20 protein-coding genes and 1 pseudogene are annotated in these 20,089 nt (G+C 73.7%); 12 read left to right on the top strand and 9 right to left on the bottom strand.

Annotated elements, in window-relative coordinates; all coding sequences use genetic code 11:
- The first annotated feature begins 86 nt into the window (after positions 1–86).
- The 6 genes and pseudogenes from ACIBEC_RS15260 to ACIBEC_RS15235 all read left to right on the top strand — a co-directional run bounded on the left by ACIBEC_RS15260 (position 87) and on the right by ACIBEC_RS15235 (position 4,798).
- The gene (locus ACIBEC_RS15260; protein WP_396287939.1) at positions 87–1,040 is read left to right on the top strand and encodes a FecCD family ABC transporter permease; all 954 of its coding nucleotides are present in this window, start codon (positions 87–89) and stop codon (positions 1,038–1,040) included.
- Positions 1,041–1,156: 116 nt separating this feature from the next.
- A pseudogene (locus tag ACIBEC_RS15255) lies at positions 1,157–1,378 on the top strand (iron chelate uptake ABC transporter family permease subunit); the annotation flags it as partial.
- 61 nt (positions 1,379–1,439) lie between these two features.
- Positions 1,440–2,105 carry an iron chelate uptake ABC transporter family permease subunit gene (locus ACIBEC_RS15250; protein ID WP_360494717.1) on the top strand — a complete coding sequence of 222 codons (666 nt, stop codon included), beginning with the start codon at positions 1,440–1,442 and terminating at the stop codon, positions 2,103–2,105.
- Complete coding sequence (locus tag ACIBEC_RS15245) at positions 2,105–2,875, top strand: ABC transporter ATP-binding protein (RefSeq protein WP_360494853.1); 771 nt, start codon at positions 2,105–2,107, stop codon at positions 2,873–2,875. Before ACIBEC_RS15250 ends, ACIBEC_RS15245 begins: the two co-directional genes overlap by 1 nt.
- An 83-nt stretch (positions 2,876–2,958) precedes the next feature.
- Positions 2,959–3,957, top strand: a complete 999-nt coding sequence (locus ACIBEC_RS15240; RefSeq protein WP_360494720.1) for an iron-siderophore ABC transporter substrate-binding protein — start codon at positions 2,959–2,961, stop codon at positions 3,955–3,957.
- 133 nt (positions 3,958–4,090) lie between these two features.
- The gene (locus ACIBEC_RS15235) at positions 4,091–4,798 is read left to right on the top strand and encodes a VC0807 family protein (protein ID WP_360494723.1); all 708 of its coding nucleotides are present in this window, start codon (positions 4,091–4,093) and stop codon (positions 4,796–4,798) included.
- Here ACIBEC_RS15235 and ACIBEC_RS15230 read toward each other — a convergent pair.
- Positions 4,780–5,580: a helix-turn-helix domain-containing protein gene (locus ACIBEC_RS15230; protein ID WP_360494726.1), complete on the bottom strand. Its 801-nt coding sequence runs from the start codon at positions 5,578–5,580 to the stop codon at positions 4,780–4,782. The two genes, ACIBEC_RS15235 and ACIBEC_RS15230, sit on opposite strands and share 19 nt — an antisense overlap.
- A 65-nt stretch (positions 5,581–5,645) precedes the next feature.
- On the opposite strand from ACIBEC_RS15230, the gene ACIBEC_RS15225 reads away from it, so the two are divergent.
- Positions 5,646–6,233, top strand: a complete 588-nt coding sequence (locus tag ACIBEC_RS15225) for a TIGR03086 family metal-binding protein (RefSeq protein WP_360494729.1) — start codon at positions 5,646–5,648, stop codon at positions 6,231–6,233.
- A 227-nt stretch (positions 6,234–6,460) separates the two neighbouring features.
- On the opposite strand, the gene ACIBEC_RS15220 is transcribed toward ACIBEC_RS15225, so the two are convergent.
- Positions 6,461–7,336, bottom strand: coding sequence for a LysR family transcriptional regulator (locus tag ACIBEC_RS15220; protein WP_360494732.1), 876 nt, complete (start codon positions 7,334–7,336; stop codon positions 6,461–6,463).
- 70 nt (positions 7,337–7,406) lie between these two features.
- Between ACIBEC_RS15220 and ACIBEC_RS15215 the strand changes: the two genes are divergently transcribed.
- Positions 7,407–7,775, top strand: a complete 369-nt coding sequence (locus ACIBEC_RS15215) for a nuclear transport factor 2 family protein (protein WP_360494735.1) — start codon at positions 7,407–7,409, stop codon at positions 7,773–7,775.
- A gap of 139 nt (positions 7,776–7,914) precedes the next feature.
- Here the strand turns inward: ACIBEC_RS15215 and ACIBEC_RS15210 are convergent, their stop codons facing one another.
- Entirely contained in the window at positions 7,915–8,991 is a 1,077-nt protein-coding gene (locus tag ACIBEC_RS15210; RefSeq protein ID WP_396287938.1) for a fatty acid desaturase family protein, read from the bottom strand.
- 209 nt (positions 8,992–9,200) lie between these two features.
- On the bottom strand, positions 9,201–10,139 hold the full coding sequence (locus ACIBEC_RS15205; RefSeq protein ID WP_396287937.1) for a hypothetical protein: 939 nt from the start codon (positions 10,137–10,139) through the stop codon (positions 9,201–9,203).
- A 184-nt stretch (positions 10,140–10,323) separates the two neighbouring features.
- Here ACIBEC_RS15205 and ACIBEC_RS15200 point away from each other — a divergent pair, with 184 nt between their 5' ends.
- Positions 10,324–12,825, top strand: a complete 2,502-nt coding sequence (locus tag ACIBEC_RS15200) for a helicase C-terminal domain-containing protein (RefSeq protein WP_360494741.1) — start codon at positions 10,324–10,326, stop codon at positions 12,823–12,825.
- A gap of 16 nt (positions 12,826–12,841) precedes the next feature.
- Here the strand turns inward: ACIBEC_RS15200 and ACIBEC_RS15195 are convergent, their stop codons facing one another.
- The gene (locus ACIBEC_RS15195) at positions 12,842–13,093 is read right to left on the bottom strand and encodes a hypothetical protein (RefSeq protein ID WP_360494744.1); all 252 of its coding nucleotides are present in this window, start codon (positions 13,091–13,093) and stop codon (positions 12,842–12,844) included.
- A gap of 112 nt (positions 13,094–13,205) precedes the next feature.
- On the opposite strand from ACIBEC_RS15195, the gene ACIBEC_RS15190 reads away from it, so the two are divergent.
- Positions 13,206–13,610, top strand: coding sequence for a hypothetical protein (locus tag ACIBEC_RS15190; protein WP_360494747.1), 405 nt, complete (start codon positions 13,206–13,208; stop codon positions 13,608–13,610).
- Positions 13,611–13,757: 147 nt separating this feature from the next.
- The gene (locus tag ACIBEC_RS15185) at positions 13,758–15,395 is read left to right on the top strand and encodes a DNA repair helicase XPB (RefSeq protein WP_360494750.1); all 1,638 of its coding nucleotides are present in this window, start codon (positions 13,758–13,760) and stop codon (positions 15,393–15,395) included.
- Between the two features lie 12 nt (positions 15,396–15,407).
- Here ACIBEC_RS15185 and ACIBEC_RS15180 read toward each other — a convergent pair whose 3' ends face one another.
- Positions 15,408–15,569, bottom strand: a complete 162-nt coding sequence (locus ACIBEC_RS15180; protein ID WP_360494753.1) for a hypothetical protein — start codon at positions 15,567–15,569, stop codon at positions 15,408–15,410.
- Positions 15,570–15,860: 291 nt separating this feature from the next.
- Between ACIBEC_RS15180 and ACIBEC_RS15175 the strand changes: the two genes are divergently transcribed.
- The gene (locus ACIBEC_RS15175) at positions 15,861–17,912 is read left to right on the top strand and encodes an AAA family ATPase (RefSeq protein ID WP_360494756.1); all 2,052 of its coding nucleotides are present in this window, start codon (positions 15,861–15,863) and stop codon (positions 17,910–17,912) included.
- A 43-nt stretch (positions 17,913–17,955) separates the two neighbouring features.
- Here the strand turns inward: ACIBEC_RS15175 and ACIBEC_RS15170 are convergent, their stop codons facing one another.
- From ACIBEC_RS15170 to ACIBEC_RS15160, 3 genes are all read right to left on the bottom strand, one after another.
- Positions 17,956–18,642, bottom strand: coding sequence for a copper homeostasis protein CutC (locus ACIBEC_RS15170; RefSeq protein WP_360494759.1), 687 nt, complete (start codon positions 18,640–18,642; stop codon positions 17,956–17,958).
- Positions 18,643–18,721: 79 nt separating this feature from the next.
- The gene (locus ACIBEC_RS15165; protein ID WP_360494762.1) at positions 18,722–19,681 is read right to left on the bottom strand and encodes a hypothetical protein; all 960 of its coding nucleotides are present in this window, start codon (positions 19,679–19,681) and stop codon (positions 18,722–18,724) included.
- Entirely contained in the window at positions 19,678–20,061 is a 384-nt protein-coding gene (locus ACIBEC_RS15160; RefSeq protein WP_360494765.1) for a PadR family transcriptional regulator, read from the bottom strand. Before ACIBEC_RS15160 ends, ACIBEC_RS15165 begins: the two co-directional genes overlap by 4 nt.
- Positions 20,062–20,089: the final 28 nt, after the last annotated feature.

The raw sequence follows: 20,089 nt of genomic DNA, 5'->3' as shown, positions 1-20,089 counted from the left end.
CGCACCGCCCAGCCCGCCCAGCCCCGCCCAGCCCGCCGTACCGCGCGCCTCGGCGCCGATTACCGTGGCTCGCCGCCGCACTGGCCGTGCTGGCCGCCGCGGTGCTGCTGAGCCTCGCGGTCGGCAGCCGCACCGTCCCGTTCGGCGAGACCCTCGATGCCCTGCTGCACGGCGGCAGCACCGCCGACGCCGTGGTGATCCGCGAGCTGCGGGTGCCGCGCACGGTGGTCGGCCTGGCCGTCGGCGCCGCGCTCGGCCTGGCCGGGACCGTCATGCAGGGCCTGACCCGCAACCCGATCGCCGACCCCGGGATCCTCGGCGTCTCCCAGGGCGCGGCGGTCGGCGTTGTGGTCGCCATCTCCGGCTTCGGCGTCTCCACCCTCACCGGGTACGTCTGGTTCGGCTTCGCGGGCGCGGTGATCGCCACCGTGCTGGTCTACGGCCTCGCCGGACGCGGCCGGGGCGGGGCGACGCCGATCAAGCTGGCGCCGGCCGGCTCGGCGATGTCCGCCTTCATCGCCTCGCTCATCGCCCTGGTGCTGACCACGGACGCGGCCACCATGGACCGGTTCCGCTTCTGGCACGTCGGCTCGCTCTCCGGACGGACCTCGGACGTGGCCTGGCAGTTGCTGCCGTTCCTGGCGGTCGGCACCGTCCTGGTCGTCGCGGTGGCGCGCGGACTGGACGCGCTGGCGCTCGGCGACGACACGGCGAAGGGGCTGGGCGCGAAGACCGGCCTGGTCCGGGCGGTCGGCGCCCTCGGCGTGACCGTCCTGACCGGTTCGGCAGTCGCGGCGGCCGGCCCGATCGCCTTCGTCGGCCTCGCCGTCCCACACGCGGCCCGCGCCGTCGCCGGTGCCGACCACCGCTGGATCCTCGCCTTCTCCGCAGTCCTCGGCCCGGCCCTCCTGCTGCTCGCCGACACCCTCGGCCGGGTCCTGTTCCCGCCGTCCGAGGTCCCGGCGGGCGTGATGACGGCCCTGGTCGGCGTCCCGGTGCTGGTGGCCCTGGTCCGCCGCCGGAAGGTGGTCGCCGCGTGAACACCCTCCCCTCCGGCGGGAGCGGCCTTTCGCTGCGCGGCTACTCCGTGGTGCGGGCCGGGCGGGCTTCCCTCCTGCTGCACCGGCGCTCGGCGCTCGTCGCGGTCGGGCTGCTGATGGCCCTCGCCGGAACGGTGGTGGCCTCGCTGTGCCTCGGCGAGTCCACCGTGTCGCCGGCCGAGGTGGTGAAGGTGGTGCTCGGGCAGCCGAGCCCGGACGAACTGGTGGTCGGCGGGTTCCGGCTGCCCCGGGTGGTGGTCGGACTGCTGGTCGGCACGGCGCTCGGCGTGGCCGGGGCGCTGATCCAGACCGTCGCCCGCAATCCGCCGGCCAGCCCCGACGTGGTGGGCGTGACCTGGGGCGCGACCTCGACCGTGGTCGGCCTGATGGCGTACGGGGGTGGTCGGCTCGACCGGCGAGGCGCCGTACGCGGCGGTGGCCGGCGGCCTGGTCGCCGGGCTGCTGGTGTACGCGCTGGCCTGGCGGCGCGGGCTGCACGCGCAGCGCTTCGTGCTGATCGGCATCGGGATCAGCGTCGCCCTGTCCTCACTCACCTCCGTCTTCCTTACCAAGGGCGACGGCTTCCAGGCGCAGGCCGCGAAGGTCTGGATGACGGGCAGCCTGAACGGCTCCGGCTACGAGCAGGCCGGCCGGCTCGCCTGGGTGCTGCTCGCCGCCGTCCCGGTCGCGCTGTGGGCGGCCCGCGCCCAGCGGTCGATCTCCTTCGACGGCGCGACCGCCGTGGGTCTGGGCCTGCGGCTGGACCGGATCCGGCTGGGCATGGCGCTGCTGGGCATCGTGCTGGCCTCCTGTGCGGCCGGGGCCGCCGGGCCGGTGGACTTCGTCGCGCTGATGGCACCGCAGATCGCGCTGCGGCTGGCCCGCTCGGCGCAGGTCCCGCTGTTCTGCTCGGCGCTGACCGGCGCGCTGGTGGTCGTCCTCGCCGACCTGATCGCCCGGCGGCTGCTGGCGCCGACCGAGCTGCCGGTGGGCGTGGTGGCCGGCACGGTCGGCGCGCCGTACCTGATGTGGCTGCTGATCCGATCCCGCCGTGGAGGTTTCTGATGTCCGCCCACCAGCCGTCCGCTCACCGTCTGGAGGCCCGGGGCCTCACCCTGGCCTACGAGGCGCGCACGGTCGTCGAGGGCCTGGACATCCGCGGCCCCGACGGGCGGGTGACGGTGATCGTCGGCCCGAACGCCTGCGGCAAGTCGACCCTGCTGCGGGCCCTCGGGCGGCTGCTGAAGCCGGTCCGGGGCGCGGTGCTGCTGGACGGCGAGGAGCTGGCGCGGATCCCGACCAAGCGGATCGCCCAGCGGCTCGGCCTGCTGCCGCAGTCGCCGACCGCCCCGGAGGGCATCTCGGTGGCGGACCTGGTCTCGCGCGGCCGCCAGCCGCACCAGAGCTGGTGGCAGCAGTGGTCGCCGGAGGACGAGACGGCGGTCTCGGAGGCGCTGGAGCGCACCTCCACCGCGGAACTCGCCCAGGGCACCGACATCCTGCTGCTGGACGAGCCGACCACCTACCTGGACATCGCGCACCAGGTGGAGGTGCTGGACCTGGTCCGCCGGCTGAACGTCGAGCGCGGGCGGACGGTCGTCGCCGTGCTGCACGACCTCAACCAGGCCGCCCGGTACGCCGATCACCTGGTGGCGATGCGGGACGGCCGGGTGGTGGCGCAGGGCGCGCCCGGGGAGGTGGTGACGGCGGAGCTGGTGCGGGAGGTGTTCGGGCTGGACTCGGTGGTGGTGCCGGATCCGGTGACGGGCACACCGCTGGTCGTCCCGGGCGCTCCGTGGGCCTCAACCACGGCGACGGCGGCGGTGGACGCCTGACGGCACGCTTAACAGCACTTCAGGTGCCATTTCGGACATAATCGACGGCACCCCGACTCCGCCGCGCCCCCTGAGGACCGCCGATGCCCCGGATCGCCCGCCGCACCCTCCTCACCGGCCTCGGCGGGGCCGCGCTCGCGGCCTGCACGGGCGGCACCACCCGGCCCCCGGCCCCGGCCACCGCCGACAGCCTCGACGCGACCGCCACGCCGACCGCCTCGCCGACCGCCACCCAGCTGCCCCCGGTGACCGTGAACACCGCCACCGGACCGGTCCTGGTGCCGGGCAAGCCGATGCGGGTGGTCGTCCTGGACACCGACGTGCTCGACTCCGCGCTGACCCTCGGCATCACCCCGATCGGCGCCGCGCTCCCCGCCCACGACACCCGGTACCCCGACTACTGGCCGACCCTCCGGACCGCCGGGATCCGGCTCGTCGGCCCCGCCGGATCACCCGACCTGCCGACCGTGCGGGCCCTGCGACCGGACCTGATCCTCTCCAACCAGACCCGCGACGGCGACCGGTACGACCAACTGCGCGAACTCGCCCCCACCGTGCTCACCCAGACCACCGGCGCCCCCTGGAAGGCCAACTTCCAGCTGCACGCCCAGGCACTGAGCCGGGAGGCCGCCGGCGCGGCCTTCGTCGGCGCGTACCAGAAGCACGCCGGCCAGGTCGCGCAGGCCCTGTCCGCGGCGAAACTGTCCGGGCGCAAGGTGAGCCTGGTGCGGTTCGTGGAGGGCGGCGGGATCCGGCTGTACGGCCGGCAGAGCTTCCCCGGCAGCGTGCTCGCCGATGCCCAGGTGGGACGGCCGGACCCGCAGAACGTCGACCAGTCGGACTTCGAGGTCCCCCCGGACCAGATCGGGAAGGCCGACGGCGACCTGCTGCTGTACGCAACGTACGGCGACCCGGAGCCGGCGGGCCTCAACGCGACGCTGGCGAGCCCGGGTTGGCAGGCGCTGGGGGCGGTCCGGGCGCACCGGGCGTTCCCGGTGGACGACCAGCTGTGGTTCCAGGGGATCGGCTACACCGGGGCCAACTACCTGCTGGACGAACTGCAGCGCTTCCTCGGGGCGTGAGCGCACGGGCGGGCCGAGGCAGCGGCCCGCTCGGGCACGATCGATCACGATTCGGTTCTGGAGTTAGGCGCTTGACCTGCGGGCCCGTCAGAATGAGCCGGTAACTCGCCGCTCACTCTCCGGGGACGACACCGTGTCAACTACCGCAGCTCCACAGGCTCCTGCCCGCAAGGGCGGAGCCGCCGCCCTCGGCTGGCTGATCAGCATCGGCTTCAACGTCGTCGCACCGATCCTGATCTACAACCAGCTACACGACCACGGCTACAGCGAATCCACCGCGATCCTGCTCTCGGGCCTGGGACCGGTGGTCGACACCGTGATCTACCTCGCCTGGCACCGCCGGATCGACGAGTTCGCCGTCGTCTCCCTGGTGTTCGTCGCCCTGACCCTGGTCGTCGCGCTGATCGGGCCGCAGGACCCGAAGATGCTGCTGGCCAAGGACTCCTTCGTCTCCGGCCTGCTCGGCGTGTTCTACCTGGGCTCGCTCGCCGCACCGAAGCCGATCATGTTCTACTTCGGGCGCAAGTTCGCCACCGACGGCACGCCGGAGATGGTCGCCTGGTGGAACTCGATGTGGCAGTACCCGGGCTTCCGCCTGGTCCAGCGCAACCTGACCATCGTGTGGGGCGTGGCGTTCATCCTGGAGGCCGCGCTGCGGATCGTGCTGGTCTACACCCTGTCGCACGGCACGGTGGTGACGGTCAACAACATCCTTCCGTACGTGGTGCTCGGCGGGCTGGTGTACTTCACCATCGCCTACGCCAAGCGGGCCAGCGCCAAGGGCCGGGCCGCAGCGGCCGCCGCCGCCGCGGCGGAAGCCGGTCAGCCCGCCGCCGCGTAACGGGCCGGGGGCTCGCCGACCACGGCCGTGAAGTCGCGGGTGAGATGGGCCTGGTCGGCGTAGCCCAGTTCGGCGGCGAGTGCGGCCAGGTCAAACTCGCCGCCGCCGCTGGCCCGTTCGGCCGCCTCGTGGAGCCGGGCGCGGCGCAGCACCCACTTCGGGGAGGCACCGACGTACTCGGCGAACAGGCGCTGGAGGCGTCGGACGCCGAGCCCGAACTCGGCGGCCAGATCGTCCACCCGGCAGAGATCCGGCGAGCCGGTGATGCGCTCCACCATCGCGGCGACCTCGTCCGCGACCGGGTCGGGCGCGGGCAGCCGGGGCAGCAGGAAGGCGTCGGCGAGGGCCGCCGGGTCGGCCCCTTCGCCGCCCAGCAGGGCCGCGTCGAGGCGGTCGGCAGCGGGCCCGAAGAACTCGACGGCGGGGACGGACCGGTCGGCCAGCGCACTCACCGGACGGCCCGCGAAGGGGCGGAAGGCCCCGGGGCGGAACTTCACGCCCAACACGTGCCCGGCCCCCACCAGCCGACGGACGAAGAGCGAGCGGTCCACCCCGTAGACCCGGGCCCGTGGCGCCTCGAAGACCAGATGGACGTTCGGGTGGGCGAGCACCTTCTGCTCGTACGACGGCAGGCCGTGCAGGTCCCAGCGCACCAGCCAGTAGTACTCGACGAACCGCGCCACGGCGGCATCGGGCGCCAGGCGCTCCACGCTGATCAGCTCGGCTGCCCGGGCCGGGTGCAGCACGCCGCGACCGAGATCGGGAGAGTCGGCGGAGTCCATGGCGGCCAGGGTAGCGTCGCGTTTCTTCAAGACCCGGACGTTCCGGCCGGTGCAGGATCGGTCACATGAACGTCCACCCGATGCACCCCTTCCTGGCCCGCGCCGCCACCGCTGCGGCCGAGGTCGCCACCGCCGTCCCGGCCGGCTTCGCCTCGGACGCCCCGACGCCCTGCACGGGCTTCGACACCCGCGCGCTGATCAATCACTGGGTGCTCTACACCTCCCACGGCCTGGTGCACCGGGCCCGGCGCACCGAGCTGCCCCAGGAGCTGATCGAGCGGGACTTCACCGCCGAGGCCGACTGGCGCTCTGCGTACGGGGCGCAGTTGGAGCGCGCGGTCGCCGCCTGGGCCGATCCGGCCGCCTGGGAGGGCGACGTCGACCTCGGCGGCTCACCGATGCCGGCGGTGGGCATCGCCCGGATGCTGATCCTGGAGCTGGTGCTGCACGGCTGGGACGTCGCCCGGACCGTCGGCGCGGAGATCTCGGTCGATGAGCAACTCGCCGCGATGGCGCTGGAGATCGTCGAGGAGAACGCCGAGCTGTACCGGCAGTACGAGGGCTTCGCCGAAGCGGTGGCACTGCCGGACGACGCCTCCACCTGGGACCGCGCGCTCGCCGCCTCGGGCCGGGACCCGCACTGGAAGGCCTGACCCCCACCCGGGGGGAGCCGCGAGAAGCCGCAGCCCCCCGGGGAGTCCGTCAGGACAGGGTGTCCGCGAGCTTGCTGGAGCCGCGCTGGACGATGTTGTTACGGGTGTTGCCGGCGTCGAGGCAGGCCCCCCGGGTGCCCCGGCCCGTGAAGATCGAGGAGTTCCACGTGAGGTTGTCGGACGGGTTGGTGGCGTCCTTGAAGAGGTAGGCGGGGGTTGTCTGACGATCACTCGGAGCCCAACGCCGCCCGGAGTTTGGCGCGCAGGACCCGGACGGCCGGGGAGTGCTGGTCGGGGCGGCTGACGAGCGCGAGGCAGGAACGGACGGCAGCGTCCGCGATCACCATGGTGCTCAGGCCGGGGCCCTCGACGGAGGAGGGGCTGAGGACCGCGACGCCGGCTCCGCGTTCGGCGAGACGGAGGACGGCGACCGGGGAACTGGCGTCGATGTCCACTCGCGGGTCGAGGCCGAGCTGCGCGCAGGATCGCTCGTAGGCGGACCGGATGCCGGTGCCCGGGGAGAGGCAGAGGATCTTCTCGCCGCGCAGGTCGGCGAGGGTCAACCCGGGCCGGTCGAGCGCATGCCCGGTCGGGACGACGGCGGCGATCTGCTCGTCCACGACGACGCCGACATCGAGGCCCGCCGGAGCCTCGCCCGCGTAGCCGATCAGGGCCAGGTCGAGGGCACCGGAGAGGACCTGCGCCTGGAGCAGGTCGGAGTGGCCCTCGTGCAGGCTCAGTTCGATGCCGGGGTGGGTACGGCCGAGCTCGGCGACCACGTCGAGGAACGGCGGGATCGAGCAGCCCATGATCATGCCGAGCCGGACCCGGCCGCGCACCGCGTCGGCGAACTCGGCGGCGGTGTGCCGGATGGCGTCCAGAGTGGCGAGGGCGCTCTTCGCCAGCGGGAGAACGGCCTCCCCGGCCGGGGTGAGGCGGACCTGGCGGCCGGATCGGTCGAGCAGTTGCTGGCCCAACTCCTTTTCCAGCTTGGCCACCTGGGTACTGACACCGGACTGGCTGACGTGCAGGCGACGGGCGGCGGCGGTGAAGGTCCCCTCGTCGACCACGGCGGCGAGGTAGCGCAGCTGGTGCATCTCCATAACTCATGATGATAGAAGGCATCGGATCCATCTGTTGGACGGATTGCCCGCCGCGCAGAACGATGGAGACATGACGACGACGAAGAACGCACGCGAGCTTGCCGAGACCTACTTCACCGCCTGGGAGGCGGGCGACTTCGAGACCATCCGGGGACTGCTGGCCGACGACGTGGACTTCGTCGGGGCACTGGGAACCGCCAGCGGCGTGGAGCAGGCACTGGCCGGACTGCAGGGGCTCGGCCGGGTGCTGGAGAAGATCGACGTGAAGGTGCGCGTCGCCGAGGGCGACGAGGTGATCACCTGGTTCGAGCTGAACACCAGCATCGCGGAGCCCACGCCGACGGTGAACTGGATGCACGTGGAGGACGGGAAGATCGCCCGGATCCGGGTCACCTTCGACCCGCGCGCCCTGCTCGCCGGATTCGAGAAGAAGAGCTGAGCCGGGGGGGTGACGGCCCTCCTCCAGGGGTGTCAAAGCCGACGAATTCGACCACCACGCCGCCCGGCATGCCGGAGTGGGAAGTCGGCCCCACCGACTTCCCACTCCCCACCTCCACTCCCATTCCCACTCCCCTGCCCTACTCGCCGGAGCGGATCGGCTCTCCCGTCCGGTGCAGGTGGGCGAAGATCTCGCGGTACGAACGGAGCAGGCCCACCTCGTAGTACGGGATGCCCTGCTCCGCGCAGAACTCCCGGGTGATCCGGGCGGCCCGGCCGAGCGCCGGAGTCGGCATGCTGGGGAACAGGTGGTGCTCCACCTGGTAGTTGAGGCCGCCCATCACCGAGTCGACGACCGCGCCGCCCCGCACATTGCGCGAGGTGAGCACCTGGCGGCGCAGGAAGTCCAGCTTCATCTCGGGTGTCACCATCAGCATGCCCTTGTGGTTCGGGGCGAAGACGCAGCCCAGGTACACCCCGAGCAGCGCCTGGTGCACGGCGAAGAAGGCGATCGCCTTGCCGGCCGGAAGCGCGGCGAAGATCAGGCCGAAGTAGGCCACGAAGTGCACGACCAGCAGCACGCCCTCCAGCAGCGGCCGCTTCATCGTGGGGCTGCGCAGCGCGCGGAAGCTGTTGAAGCTGAGGTTGAGGCCCTCCAGCAGGAGCAACGGGACGAACAGGTAGGCCTGTCGGCGGCCGATGAACCGGGCGAGGCCGCCGGCCTCCCGGGCTTGCCGCTTGGACCACACGACCAGGTCGGGGGAGACGTCCGGGTCCCGTTCCTCGTGGTTCGGGTTGGCGTGGTGGCGGGTGTGCTTGTTCATCCACCAGCCGTAGCTCATGCCCATCAGCAGGTTGGCGGCGATCCGGCCGCCGATCTCGCTCGGCAGGCGGCGGGTGAAGACCTGACGATGAGCCAGATCGTGCGACAGCAGGGCGACCTGGGCGAAGACGAGGGACATCGCCGCCGCCAGGCCGAGCTGCCACCAGGTGTCGCCCAGCGCGAACAGGGCGTACCAGCCGCCGACGAACGCGGCGAGCACCAGGGCGATCCGGGCGGCGTAGTAGCCGGGGCGCCGGTCGAGCAGGCCCTCGGCGGCGATCCGGCGGCTCAACTGAGCGAAGTCGCTGCCACCGCTACCCGCCTGCGGGGTGGTGATGGTGGGGGCGGTGGTGGTGGCAGGGGCCTCGGTCATCGTCAAGGGCTGTGTGGGCATGCCCCGAGTCTGGTGCGGCCGGGCGGCCCGAAGAACGGGGAAAGCACCCTTCCCGTACGGGTGTTAACCCCCGTACGGGAAGGGGTGCCGGCCCTGCCGCGGCGGTGCTTCACCCCGCGCCCGACGGTCGGAACAGCTCGGCGGTTCCAGCTCATCCCGGCGCTCTCCGGTGTCAAGGCGCTCCCGCTGCGCGATCCCCCGCCCCCGCCTCAGCCCTGCTGCTGCGGCGGACGGCGGCGCATGCCGACCAGCAGCAGGACCACCGCGGAGATCACCGCCGACACCCGCAGCACGTTCGGGGCCGACGACCAGCCGATCTGCCCCAGCGGGGAGCCCGACTGCAGCCCGCCGCCCTGGCCGCCGCCCTGCTTGGCGTGCTGCATGGCGTACAGGGTGGTCGCGCTCATCGTGATCAGCGGAATCCCGAGGATCGCGAACTTGCGCATCAGATCAGAGAGCTGGCGGGACAGGTAGCCGAGGCCCCAGCCCGCCAGCATCACCGGGAAGAAGCCGGTGACCGCGCCGCCGACCAGCAGGACGCTGGAGAGCAGGATCAGCGGGGACACCTTGCGGGCACCGGCATCCTTGCCCACACCCTTGCCCGCGCCCTTCCCTGCGCCCCTCCCCCCTGCGGGAGCCTTGGGCGCACCGGCAGCGGGGGCCTGCCCAGCCGCCTTGCCCCTGGCCTTCCGCAGCTTCTTCGACTTCCGCAGCGTCTTCGGGTCCGCCCCGGGCTCCACCGGCTGCGCGGCGGCCTCGGCCGGGTCCGCGGGCTCGCCCGGCGCACGCTGATCGGGGATCGGCTTCGGCGCGGGCTCCGGCCCGTCCGAGAAGTCGAACACCGTCATGGTCCACGGGCCGGTGCTGCTCACCGTCGGCGGCGGGATGGCGGACGCCCGCGCCTCGGCGTCCACCACGTCCGGCGGGTTCAGCGGGACGGACGGGATCCCGGCCGCGCTCGGCGCCGGCGGGTCGTACACGCTGTCAGGATCCTGAGCGGGCACGGCCGGCGGCACCGACGGCGCGGGCGGCACGGACCCGGCGCCCGACGCCTCCGACGCACCGCCCCGCGCGGCCCGGTCCTCCGCACCCCCGACCGGACGCTCGCTCCACGGCCCGCTCTTGCGCCACCACTCGCCGTCCGTCATCACCGACACCCCGCCTCGCCCGGCTCGCCCATGGAGAGCGCGGCCGCCCACCGAACCGCCCTCGGCGTGACGCTACCCACCCCGCCCCCACCCACGCGAGTCCGACGGCCGGCGCGGGGCACCGGCCGGTCCGGGCGGTGTGCGGGACACCTCGCCGTCCGCCCGCCCGACTAACCTAGGTCGAATGACCACACAGCAGGGCCACCAACGCCGGGGCAGGTCCGCCGCCGGCCCGCGCACCCTCGCCGAGGAGCTGCGCGCCCGTCCCGACGACGCGCTCGCCGCCCTGCTCCGCTCCCGTCCCGACCTGCTGAACCCGGTCCCCGGCGACCTGACCCAGCTGTCCGCCCGGCTCTCCTCGCGCGCCTCCGCGCTGCGCGCCCTGGAGCGGCTGGACCGCTTCACCCTGCAGGCCGCCGAGGCGCTGGCCACCGCCCCGGACGGCACCTCCCTGGCCACCGTCCGCTCCCTGCTGACCGGCCCGGCCAAGGTCAAGCCGCACCCCGGCGCGACCCCGCTCACCCCGGCCGACCGGTCCGCCGTGGCCGCCGCCCTGCCCCGCGCGATCGCCACCCTGCGCGACCGGGCGCTGCTCTGGGGCCCGGACAACGGCCTGCGACTGGTCCTCGCCGTCCGCGAGGCACTCGCCCCGACCGCCGCCAATCCCGGCCGCACCGGCCTCGGCCCGACCCTCGCCGAAGCCACCGTCGGCATGTCCCCGGCCCGGCTGCAGCAGCTGCTCGCCTCGGCGGGCCGGCCCGCCACCCCGGACCCGGTCACCGCCGTCGCCGCGCTCACCGCGCTGCTCACCGACCGCGACGCCTGCGCCGCGCTGCTCGACACCGCCCCCGAGCCCGCGCTGCGGCTGCTGGAGCGGCTGGTCTGGGGCCCGCCCACCGGCACCGTCCCGGACGCCGTCCGCCCGGTCACCGCCGAGGACGCGCAGAGCCCCGTCGAGTGGCTGCTCGCCCGCGGCCTGCTGCTGCCCACCAGCCCCGGCAGCGTCGTGCTGCCCCGCGAACTCGCCCTGCACCTGCGCGGCGGCCGCACCCACCGCACCGTCGAACCGGTCCAGCCCGAGCCCGCGCCCGCCGCCGCCCCGCGCGATCCCCAGGTGGTGGACAGCGCCGCGGCCGGGCAGGCCCACACCGCCGTCAAGACGGTCGAGGAGCTGCTGGACGGCTGGGGCCTCACCCCGCCGCTCACCCTGCGCGCCGGCGGCCTCGGCGTCCGCGACCTCAAGCGCGCCGCCCAGGCCCTGGAGGCCACCGAGCAGCAGACCGCGTTCTGGCTCGAACTCTCCTACGCCGCCGGCCTGCTGGCCCCCGACGGCGGGGTGGACGAACGCTGGGCCCCCACCCCCCGGTACGACGCCTGGCTGCAGCTGGACACCGCCGAGCGCTGGTCCGTCCTCGCCACCGCCTGGCTCGCCGCCACCCGCGTCCCCGCCCTCACCGGCACCCAGGACGGCAAGGGCAGGCCGCGCGCCGCCCTCGGCCCCGAACTCGACCGCACCCTCGCCCCGTCCGTCCGCCGCGCCGCCCTCGCGCTGCTCGCCGAACTCCCGCCCGGCACCGCGGCCACCGCCGAGGAGCTGCTCCCCGCCCTGCGCTGGCAGCGCCCGCTGCGCGGCGGCCCGACCGGCCCGGACGGCCGCGACCTGCGCGACGAACTCACCGCCTGGACCCTCGACGAGGCCGAACTCCTCGGCGTCACCGGCCGCGGCGCCCTCGCCGCCCCCGCCCGCGCCCTGCTCACCGCCGAGGCCGACCCGGCCGAGGTGCTCGCCCCGCTGCTCCCGAAGCCGCTGGACCACGTGATCCTCCAGCCGGACCTCACCGCGATCGCCCCCGGCCCGCTGCTCACCCCGCTCGCCCACGCCCTCGCCCTGTGCGCCGACGTCGAGTCCAAGGGCGGCGCCACCGTCTACCGCTTCACCCCGGCGTCCGTGCGCCGCGCCCTCGACGCCGGGCGCACCGCCGCCGACCTGCGCACCTTCCTGGAGCAGCACAGCCGTACGCCCGTCCCACAGCCGCTCACGTACCTGATCGACGACGTCGCCCGCCGGCACGGCATCCTGCGGGTCGGCGCCGCCTCCTCCTACCTGCGCTGCGACGACCCGGCCCTGCTGAACGAGGTGCTCGCCGACCGCCGCTCCGCCGACCTGCGGCTGCGACTGCTCGCCCCCACCGTCCTGGCCTCCCAGGCCGCCCCGGACGTCCTGCTCGCGACGCTCCGCACCATGGGCTACGCGCCGGCCGCCGAATCCGCCGAGGGCGACGTGCTGATCACCCGCCCGGACAGCCACCGCACCCCGCCCCGGACCGCGCCCGTCCCCGTCCCCGACGGCCCGCCCACCCCCGACGACGTCCTCCTCGCCGCCGCCATCAAGGCCATCCGGGCCGGCGACCGCGCGGCCACCGCCACCCGCCGCGAACCCACCGCCGACCCGCGCCGGCTCCCGCGCACGGCCGCCGCCGAGACCCTGGCCGCCCTCCAGACGGCCGTCCTCCTCGGCGAGCGGATGTGGATCGGCTACCTCAACGCCGAGGGCATCGCCAGCCAGCGCATCATCGACCCGGTCAAGGTCGAGGGCGGCTTCGTCACCGCCTTCGACCACCACGCCGACGAACTCCGCACCTTCGCCCTCCACCGCATCACCGGCGTCGCGGAGTTGGAGGAGTAGGGCGCCGGTCGGGCCGTCAGTGCCCCTGCGACTCCTTCATCTTCTCCTTGACCGCCTGGTCCGCCAGGCTGCCGATCTGCCCCTGCCCGACCGGCATCTCACCCCCGGTGACGGTGTCCGCGAGCAGGAAGCCCGGCGCCGCGAGCAGGCCGCCGGGCCCCTCGCCGATGCCCGCGAGAGCGTGGGCGGACCCGGCCGAGGAGGCGGTGGCGGCGAAGGCCGTGCCCATCAGGGCGAGGGCAGTGAGAACGCGCTTCGACTTCTTCATGACCAGCTCAACGAGCGAGTACGCACGGTGGTCACTCGGCCCATTTGACGGCCCGCTCCCACCGGCGTAGTCCGGGAACAGGGGGGGGTTCTCGACAAAGGAGGCACCCACCATGCTCGGCGAACTCATCGGCGAGATCCAGGGCGAGGAGACCGGTCGACGGGTCCTCTCCGTCGGCGACGGGCACCCGATCGTCGAGGTGTCCATCCGGGGCACCGCCAGCTACTACGGCACGGCGGTCAACACCATCGGCACCTACGAGTCCGAACTGCGCGCCGACGGCTCCCTCTTCGGCGAGGGCCAGGGCGTCGACATGACCGCCGACGGCCAGGGCGTCAGCTGGCACGGCAGCGGCATCGGCCACTTCACCGAGGCCGGCAGCACCGAGTTCCGGGGCGCGATCTTCTTCTCCACCGTCGCACCGCAACTCGAACGCCTCAACGCTGTCGTCGGCCTCTTCGAGTTCGACACCGACGCCGGCGGCAAGATCACCGGCCGGATCTACGAATGGAAGTGACCCCCGGGCCGTAGCTCCCGGAGGCACCCGTTCCACCTGCCCGTCCACAGAGCCAGTCCACGGAGCGGGTCCACGTCGGCGGCGGAATGCGCGACACTGGAGGGTCTGCGTCAATCCACCCTGTCAGCCAGTGGAGGGCTTCCCCGCGTGAACGACGGACCGCTCATCGTCCAGAGCGACAAAACTCTCCTCCTGGAGATCGACCACCCCAAGGCCGCCGACTGCCGTCGCGCCATCGCGCCGTTCGCCGAGTTGGAGCGGGCACCCGAGCACGTGCACACGTACCGGGTGACCCCGCTCGGGCTGTGGAACGCGCGCGCGGCCGGCCACGACGCCGAGCAGGTGGTGGACGCCCTGGTGACGTACTCGCGCTACCCGGTGCCGCACGCACTGCTGGTGGACGTGGCCGACACCATGGGCCGGTACGGCCGGCTCCAGCTGGTCAAGCACCCGACGCACGGTTTGGTGCTCAGCACCACCGACCGGCCGGTGCTGGAGGAGGTGCTGCGCTCCAAGAAGATCGCCCCGCTGGTCGGCGACCGGGTCGACCCGGACACCGTGGTGGTGCACCCCTCCGAGCGCGGGCAGATCAAGCAGGTGCTGCTCAAGCTCGGCTGGCCCGCCGAGGACTTCGCCGGGTACGTGGACGGCGAGGCGCACCCGATCGAACTCGACGAGGACGGCTGGCAGCTGCGCCCCTACCAGTCTCAGGCCGTCGAGGGCTTCTGGCACGGCGGCTCCGGCGTCGTCGTGCTGCCCTGTGGGGCCGGCAAGACGCTGGTCGGCGCGGCCGCGATGGCGCACGCCAAGTCGACCACGCTGATCCTGGTCACCAACACCGTGTCGGCCCGCCAGTGGAAGCACGAGCTGGTCAAGCGCACCTCGCTCACCGAGGACGAGATCGGCGAGTACAGCGGCACGCGCAAGGAGATCCGTCCGGTCACCATCGCCACCTACCAGGTGATGACCACCAAGCGGAAGGGCGTCTACGCGCACCTGGAGCTCTTCGACGCCCGCAACTGGGGCCTGGTGGTCTACGACGAGGTGCACCTGCTGCCCGCCCCGGTGTTCAAGTTCACCGCCGACCTGCAGGCCCGCCGCCGGCTCGGCCTGACCGCGACGCTGGTGCGCGAGGACGGCCGCGAGGGCGACGTGTTCAGCCTGATCGGTCCCAAGCGCTTCGACGCGCCGTGGAAGGAGATCGAGGCGCAGGGCTACATCGCGCCCGCCGACTGCTGCGAGGTCAGGGTCACCCTGACCGACTCCGAGCGGCTTTCCTACGCGACCGCCGAACCGGAGGAGCGCTACCGCTTCTGCGCCACCACGGCGACCAAGCGGCGGGTGGTGGAGGCGCTGGTCAAGAAGCACGAGAAGGACCAGACGCTGATCATCGGCCAGTACATCGACCAGCTGGACGAGCTCGGTGAGGCCCTGGACGCCCCGGTGATCAAGGGCGAGACCAGCAACGCCCAGCGCGAGAAGCTCTTCGACGCCTTCCGGAACAAGGAGATCGGCGTCCTGGTGGTCTCCAAGGTCGCGAACTTCTCGATCGACCTGCCCGAGGCGACGGTGGCCATCCAGGTCTCCGGGACCTTCGGCTCCCGCCAGGAGGAGGCCCAGCGCCTCGGCCGCGTGCTGCGTCCCAAGGCGGACGGCCATGCGGCCCACTTCTACTCGGTGGTCGCCCGGGACACCGTGGACCAGGACTTCGCAGCCCACCGGCAGCGCTTCCTCGCCGAGCAGGGCTACGCGTACCGGATCATCGACGCGGACGACGTGCTGTAACGGCGGGAACGCTCAGTAGCGGACACCGTCGCGCCCGAGGAAGATCACGCGCGCGGCGGTGTCCAGGGCGATGCCGACGTTGCGGACGGCGGTGCTCAGCGGGTTGCGGTGGCGGCCCTGGACGGCGGTCGCGCCGGCCGGGCCCGTACGGGGGGTGTGGGTTTCGGTGCTCATGTCTTCAACGGTAGGCACCCGGACGGCTGCGGGCATCACTCCAAAGGCCGTATCCGCCTCGGCGGTCCTCGTTCTCCGGGTGTACGGCACCCCCTGAGACCTGCGGGGCTGGAACCCCGAGACGGACGGGTCTAAGATCGTCCGTCTGCCCCCTCCCGAACCGTGGTACCTGCTGAAGTCCCGCAGGCAGCCGGGGGAGGCGCCGACCGCACGGCAACCGGCCGGCTGTACCCCACCGTGAGCTCCATCGATCCGCTGCGCCCGCCACCGGGGCAGCCGGGAAGGTTCGCTGTGCCCGCCACCCCCACCACCGACCCCCTCCAGCGCGAACGCGAGCACCTGGCCGCGTCCCGGTCCGCGCTGCGAGCGATGCGCGAGGACGTCGAGTCGCTCGACCTGCGCGACGTGACCGGCACCTGGGTGTCCGCCACCGTCCTCCGCAACCAGATCGAGGCCCGGATCGCCGCCCTGGCCGACCTCTCCCACACCCCGCTCTTCTTCGGCCGCCTCGACTACCTGCACGCGATCAGCGAGGAACTGAGCGAGGGCGGGGGAGGGGAGAACTTCTACATCGGCCGCCGCCACGTCCACGACGCCGACGGCGACCCGATGGTGATCGACTGGCGCGCGCCGGTCTCCCAGCCGTTCTACCGGGCCAGCCGCACCGAGCCGCTGGACGTCGAGCGCCGCCGCCGCTTCGGCTACACCGGCGGCGAGCTCACCGCCTACGAGGACGAGCACCTCACCGACCCCACGGAGACGGAGGGCACCTCCGCCCTGCTCGCCGCCGAGATCGAGAAGCCCCGCGTCGGCCCGATGCGCGACATCGTGGCCACCATCCAGCCCGAGCAGGACGAGATCGTCCGCTCCGACGTGACGGGCACCATCTGCGTCCAGGGGGCGCCGGGCACCGGGAAGACCGCCGTCGGCCTGCACCGCGTCGCGTTCCTGCTGTACGCGCACCGCGAGCGCCTGGCCCGTACCGGCACCCTGGTGATCGGGCCGAACAACGCCTTCCTCTCCTACATCGAGCAGGTGCTCCCGGCCCTCGGCGAGCTGGACGTCGCCCAGGCCACCGTGCAGCAGCTGGTCGGGCACGTCGAGGTCCGGGGCGAGGACAGCCCGGAGTCGGCCCGGCTGAAGGGCGACGCACGGATGGCCGAGGTGCTGCGCCGGGCGGTGCGGGCCGGCATCAGGCTGCCCACCGAGCCCTGCGTGGTGGTCCGCGGCTCCCGCCGCTGGCGCGTCCCGGTGTACGAACTCGTCGAGATCATCGAGGAGTTGAAGGGCCGCGAGGTGCGCTACGGCGCCGCCAGGGACGCCCTGCCGCAGCGCATCGCGCACGCCGTGCTGCTGAAGATGGAGCAGGGCGGCGAGGCCCCCGACGACCGGGTGCAGGACGCGGTGGCCCGCAACAGCGCCGTCAAGGCGGTGGCCAAGGAGTGCTGGCCGGCCGTCGACCCGGCGAAGCTGGTGCTGCGGCTGCTCTCCGACCCGGAGTTCCTGGCCGAGTGCGCCGAAGGCGTGCTGACGCCCGAGGAGCAGCAGGCAGTGCTGTGGCCCAAGCCAGGCCGCTCGGTGAAGACCGCCCGCTGGACGCCGGCCGACGCCGTCCTGGTGGACGAGACGACGGACCTGGTGCAGCGCACGCCCTCGCTCGGCCACGTGGTGCTGGACGAGGCGCAGGACCTCTCCCCGATGCAGTACCGCGCGGTCGGGCGCCGCTGCACCACCGGCTCGGCGACCGTCCTCGGAGACCTCGCCCAGGGCACCACCCCGTGGGCGACGGCGAGCTGGCCGGACGCGCTGCGCCACCTGGGCAAGCCGGACGCGCACATCGAGGAGCTGACCAAGGGCTTCCGGGTGCCGGAGGAGGTCATCGCGTACGCCTCCCGGCTGCTCCCGGCGATCGCCCCTGGCCTGGCCCCGGCCACCTCGGTCCGTGACACCGCCGGCTCGCTGACGATCCGCCAGGTCGCCGAGGGGGAAGGGGTCGAGGCGGTGGTCGCCGCCTGCCGGGAGGCGCTGGAGCACGAGGGCTCGACCGGTCTGATCGCCGCCGACGCCCGGATCCCGCTGTTCGCCGAGGCGCTGACCGCGGCCGGGCTGCCGTACCTCTCCCCCGGCACCGAGACCAGCGCCGAGGCCCGGCTGACCCTCGTCCCGGCCTCGCTGGCCAAGGGCCTGGAGTACGACTACGTGGTGCTGGACGAGCCGGCCGCGGTGATCGCCGGCGAGCCGGACGAGCGGACCGGCCTGCGGCGGCTGTACGTGGCGCTGACCCGCGCCGTCTCCGGCCTGACCGTGCTGCACGGCGAGCCGCTGCCCGAGCAGCTGCGGTAGCGCGGAGAGGGCCGGCCCGCGGGCCGGCCCTCTCGCGTGGCACTCAGGCGTCGATCAGCGCCCGCCACCCGGCGACCTTGGCCGCGTCCACCGGCGTCCGCCAGCCGTCGGCCCGCACCGCGCCGCCGACGTGGAAGGCGTCGAAGCCCTCCGCCCGCAGCCCCTTCAGGTGCTCGGCCCGCAGGCCGCCGCCGACCAGGATCCGCTGCCGGTAGCCGGGTTCGCCGACGCGGGCCAGCTCGGCCGAGAGCACCTCGCGGCCGGCGTCCACCCCGGCGGCCGCGCCGGAGGTGAGGAAGGTGTCCAGCCCGGGCAGCGCGCCGACGGCGGCGCGCAGGGCGGCGCGGTCGGCGCTGTGGTCGATCGCCCGGTGGAAGGTCCAGCGGCAGCCGGCCACCGCCTGGGCGACGGTCGCGGTGGCGTCCGGGTCGACCGCGCCGTCGGCGTCGAGGAAGCCGAAGACGAACTCCTCGGCGCCCTCGGCCCGCAGCGCGGCGGCCCGGGCGCACAGCTCGTCCAGGTCGCCGGGGGCGAAGCCGTCCCGCATCCGGAGCATGACGCGCAGCGGGATGCCGACGGCGGCCCGGATCCGGGCGAAGTCCTCGACGGAGGGGGTGAGCCCGTCGGCGGCCATGTCGGTGACCAGTTCGAGCCGGTCGGCGCCGCCCGACTCGGCGGCCTGGGCGTCCTGGGGCGTCAGCGCGATGACTTCGAAAATTGGTCTAGACATATCAGACACCCTGCCACACCCGCCCGCCCCCGACGAGACCGCGCCCCCGGTTCCGGTCACGCCGGGCCGGGGGCGCCCGTCACACCCGCCCCGGCAGCATCCCGTCGGCTCCCCGCCGGCCGAAACGGTGCTCCGCCACCGCCACCAACACCAGCAGGGCCACCACCGGCACCGCTACCGGCAGCAGGTGCGACATCCCGCCGGACCCCCGCCAGATGTTGAACAGGCTGCCGGGCCCGGTCAGCACCAGCACCGCCAGCCCCACCGCCGCCGGCCCCATCCGCCCGCGCAACCCGGCGAAGGTCAGCAGCACGGGGGCGATCAGCATCACCACGAACCACTGACGGTCCAGCGGGAAGGTCGTGTCATCCCAGTTCTGAACCGCCTCCAGCAGCCCGCCTGCGGCCATCGAGGCCAGCACCAGAGCGGCGGTCCGCAGGTTCGGCCGGGGCAGCAGGTCGGTCGGCGCGGCGACCAGCAGCAGCGCGGCCACCACGAACGGCAGCGAGGCCATCCCGACATAGCCGACCCACCAGGCGTCGAGACCGGACGTCCGCCAGGCGGCGCCGCCCAGGTCGTACAGCCCGACGGCGCCCAGGAGCAGCGCGGTGACCCGAACGGCCGTCCAGCGCCCCAGCAGGGCCGCCACCCCGAGCAGCAGCGCGGCCACCGGCGGGCCGAAGGCCCGGACGTGGTTGCCGAACGAGTCGTCCCAGGCCAGCCAACTGGTGGTCCGTTCCAGGGTGGCCAACCAGGGCACCATGGTGGCCCCGACCACCGCACCGGCGATCATCGGCGCCACCAGCGCGAGCAACCGGCCGGCCGCCGAACCGCCGGTCAGCCCGAGCCGTACCCGCAGCCCGTACGCCGCCAGGCCGAGTACCTCCCGGGCGACCGCCGTGCGACCGCCCGCGGCCGCCGTGTCGGCGAACACCTCGGCCAGTTCCTCACCGCGGTCACGGCGGTACTGCGCCGGGTAGAGCTGCAGCGCGGCCCGCAGCGCCGCCGAGGGCGCGGGACCGATCACCGGCATGGTCATGAGAGTCCTCCCCCCGCGGCGGGCCGCCCCTGCGACCCGGCCTTCCCCGGCAGCATCGACCGGATCTTCGTCAGTCGGCGTTCAGCCTCGGTGGCGACCGCTCGCAGGCGCCCGGCCTCGGCGGCGAGGGCACCCCGGCCGGCGTCGGTCAGCGCGTAGCTGCGCCGGGCGCGGCCGTCCACCACTTCCTCGGCGGCGACCTCGATGAGGCCCTGGCCCAGCAGCCGGTCGAGTGCGCCGTAGAGAGTGCCGGTGCGCATCTTGACCCGGCCGTCCGAGATCGCGGCGATCTCCTGGATGAGCGCGTAGCCGTGCCTCGGGGCGTCGGCCAGCGCGGTGAGCAGAAGCAGCGTCGGCTCCTGCATGGAGCGTTCTGTCATACGTCTACATATATCGTCAACCGGCACA

The sequence above is a fragment of the Kitasatospora sp. NPDC051164 genome (genome assembly GCF_044455625.1).
GTDB lineage: Bacteria > Actinomycetota > Actinomycetes > Streptomycetales > Streptomycetaceae > Kitasatospora.
This window is presented reverse-complemented; position numbering and strand designations above follow the sequence as displayed.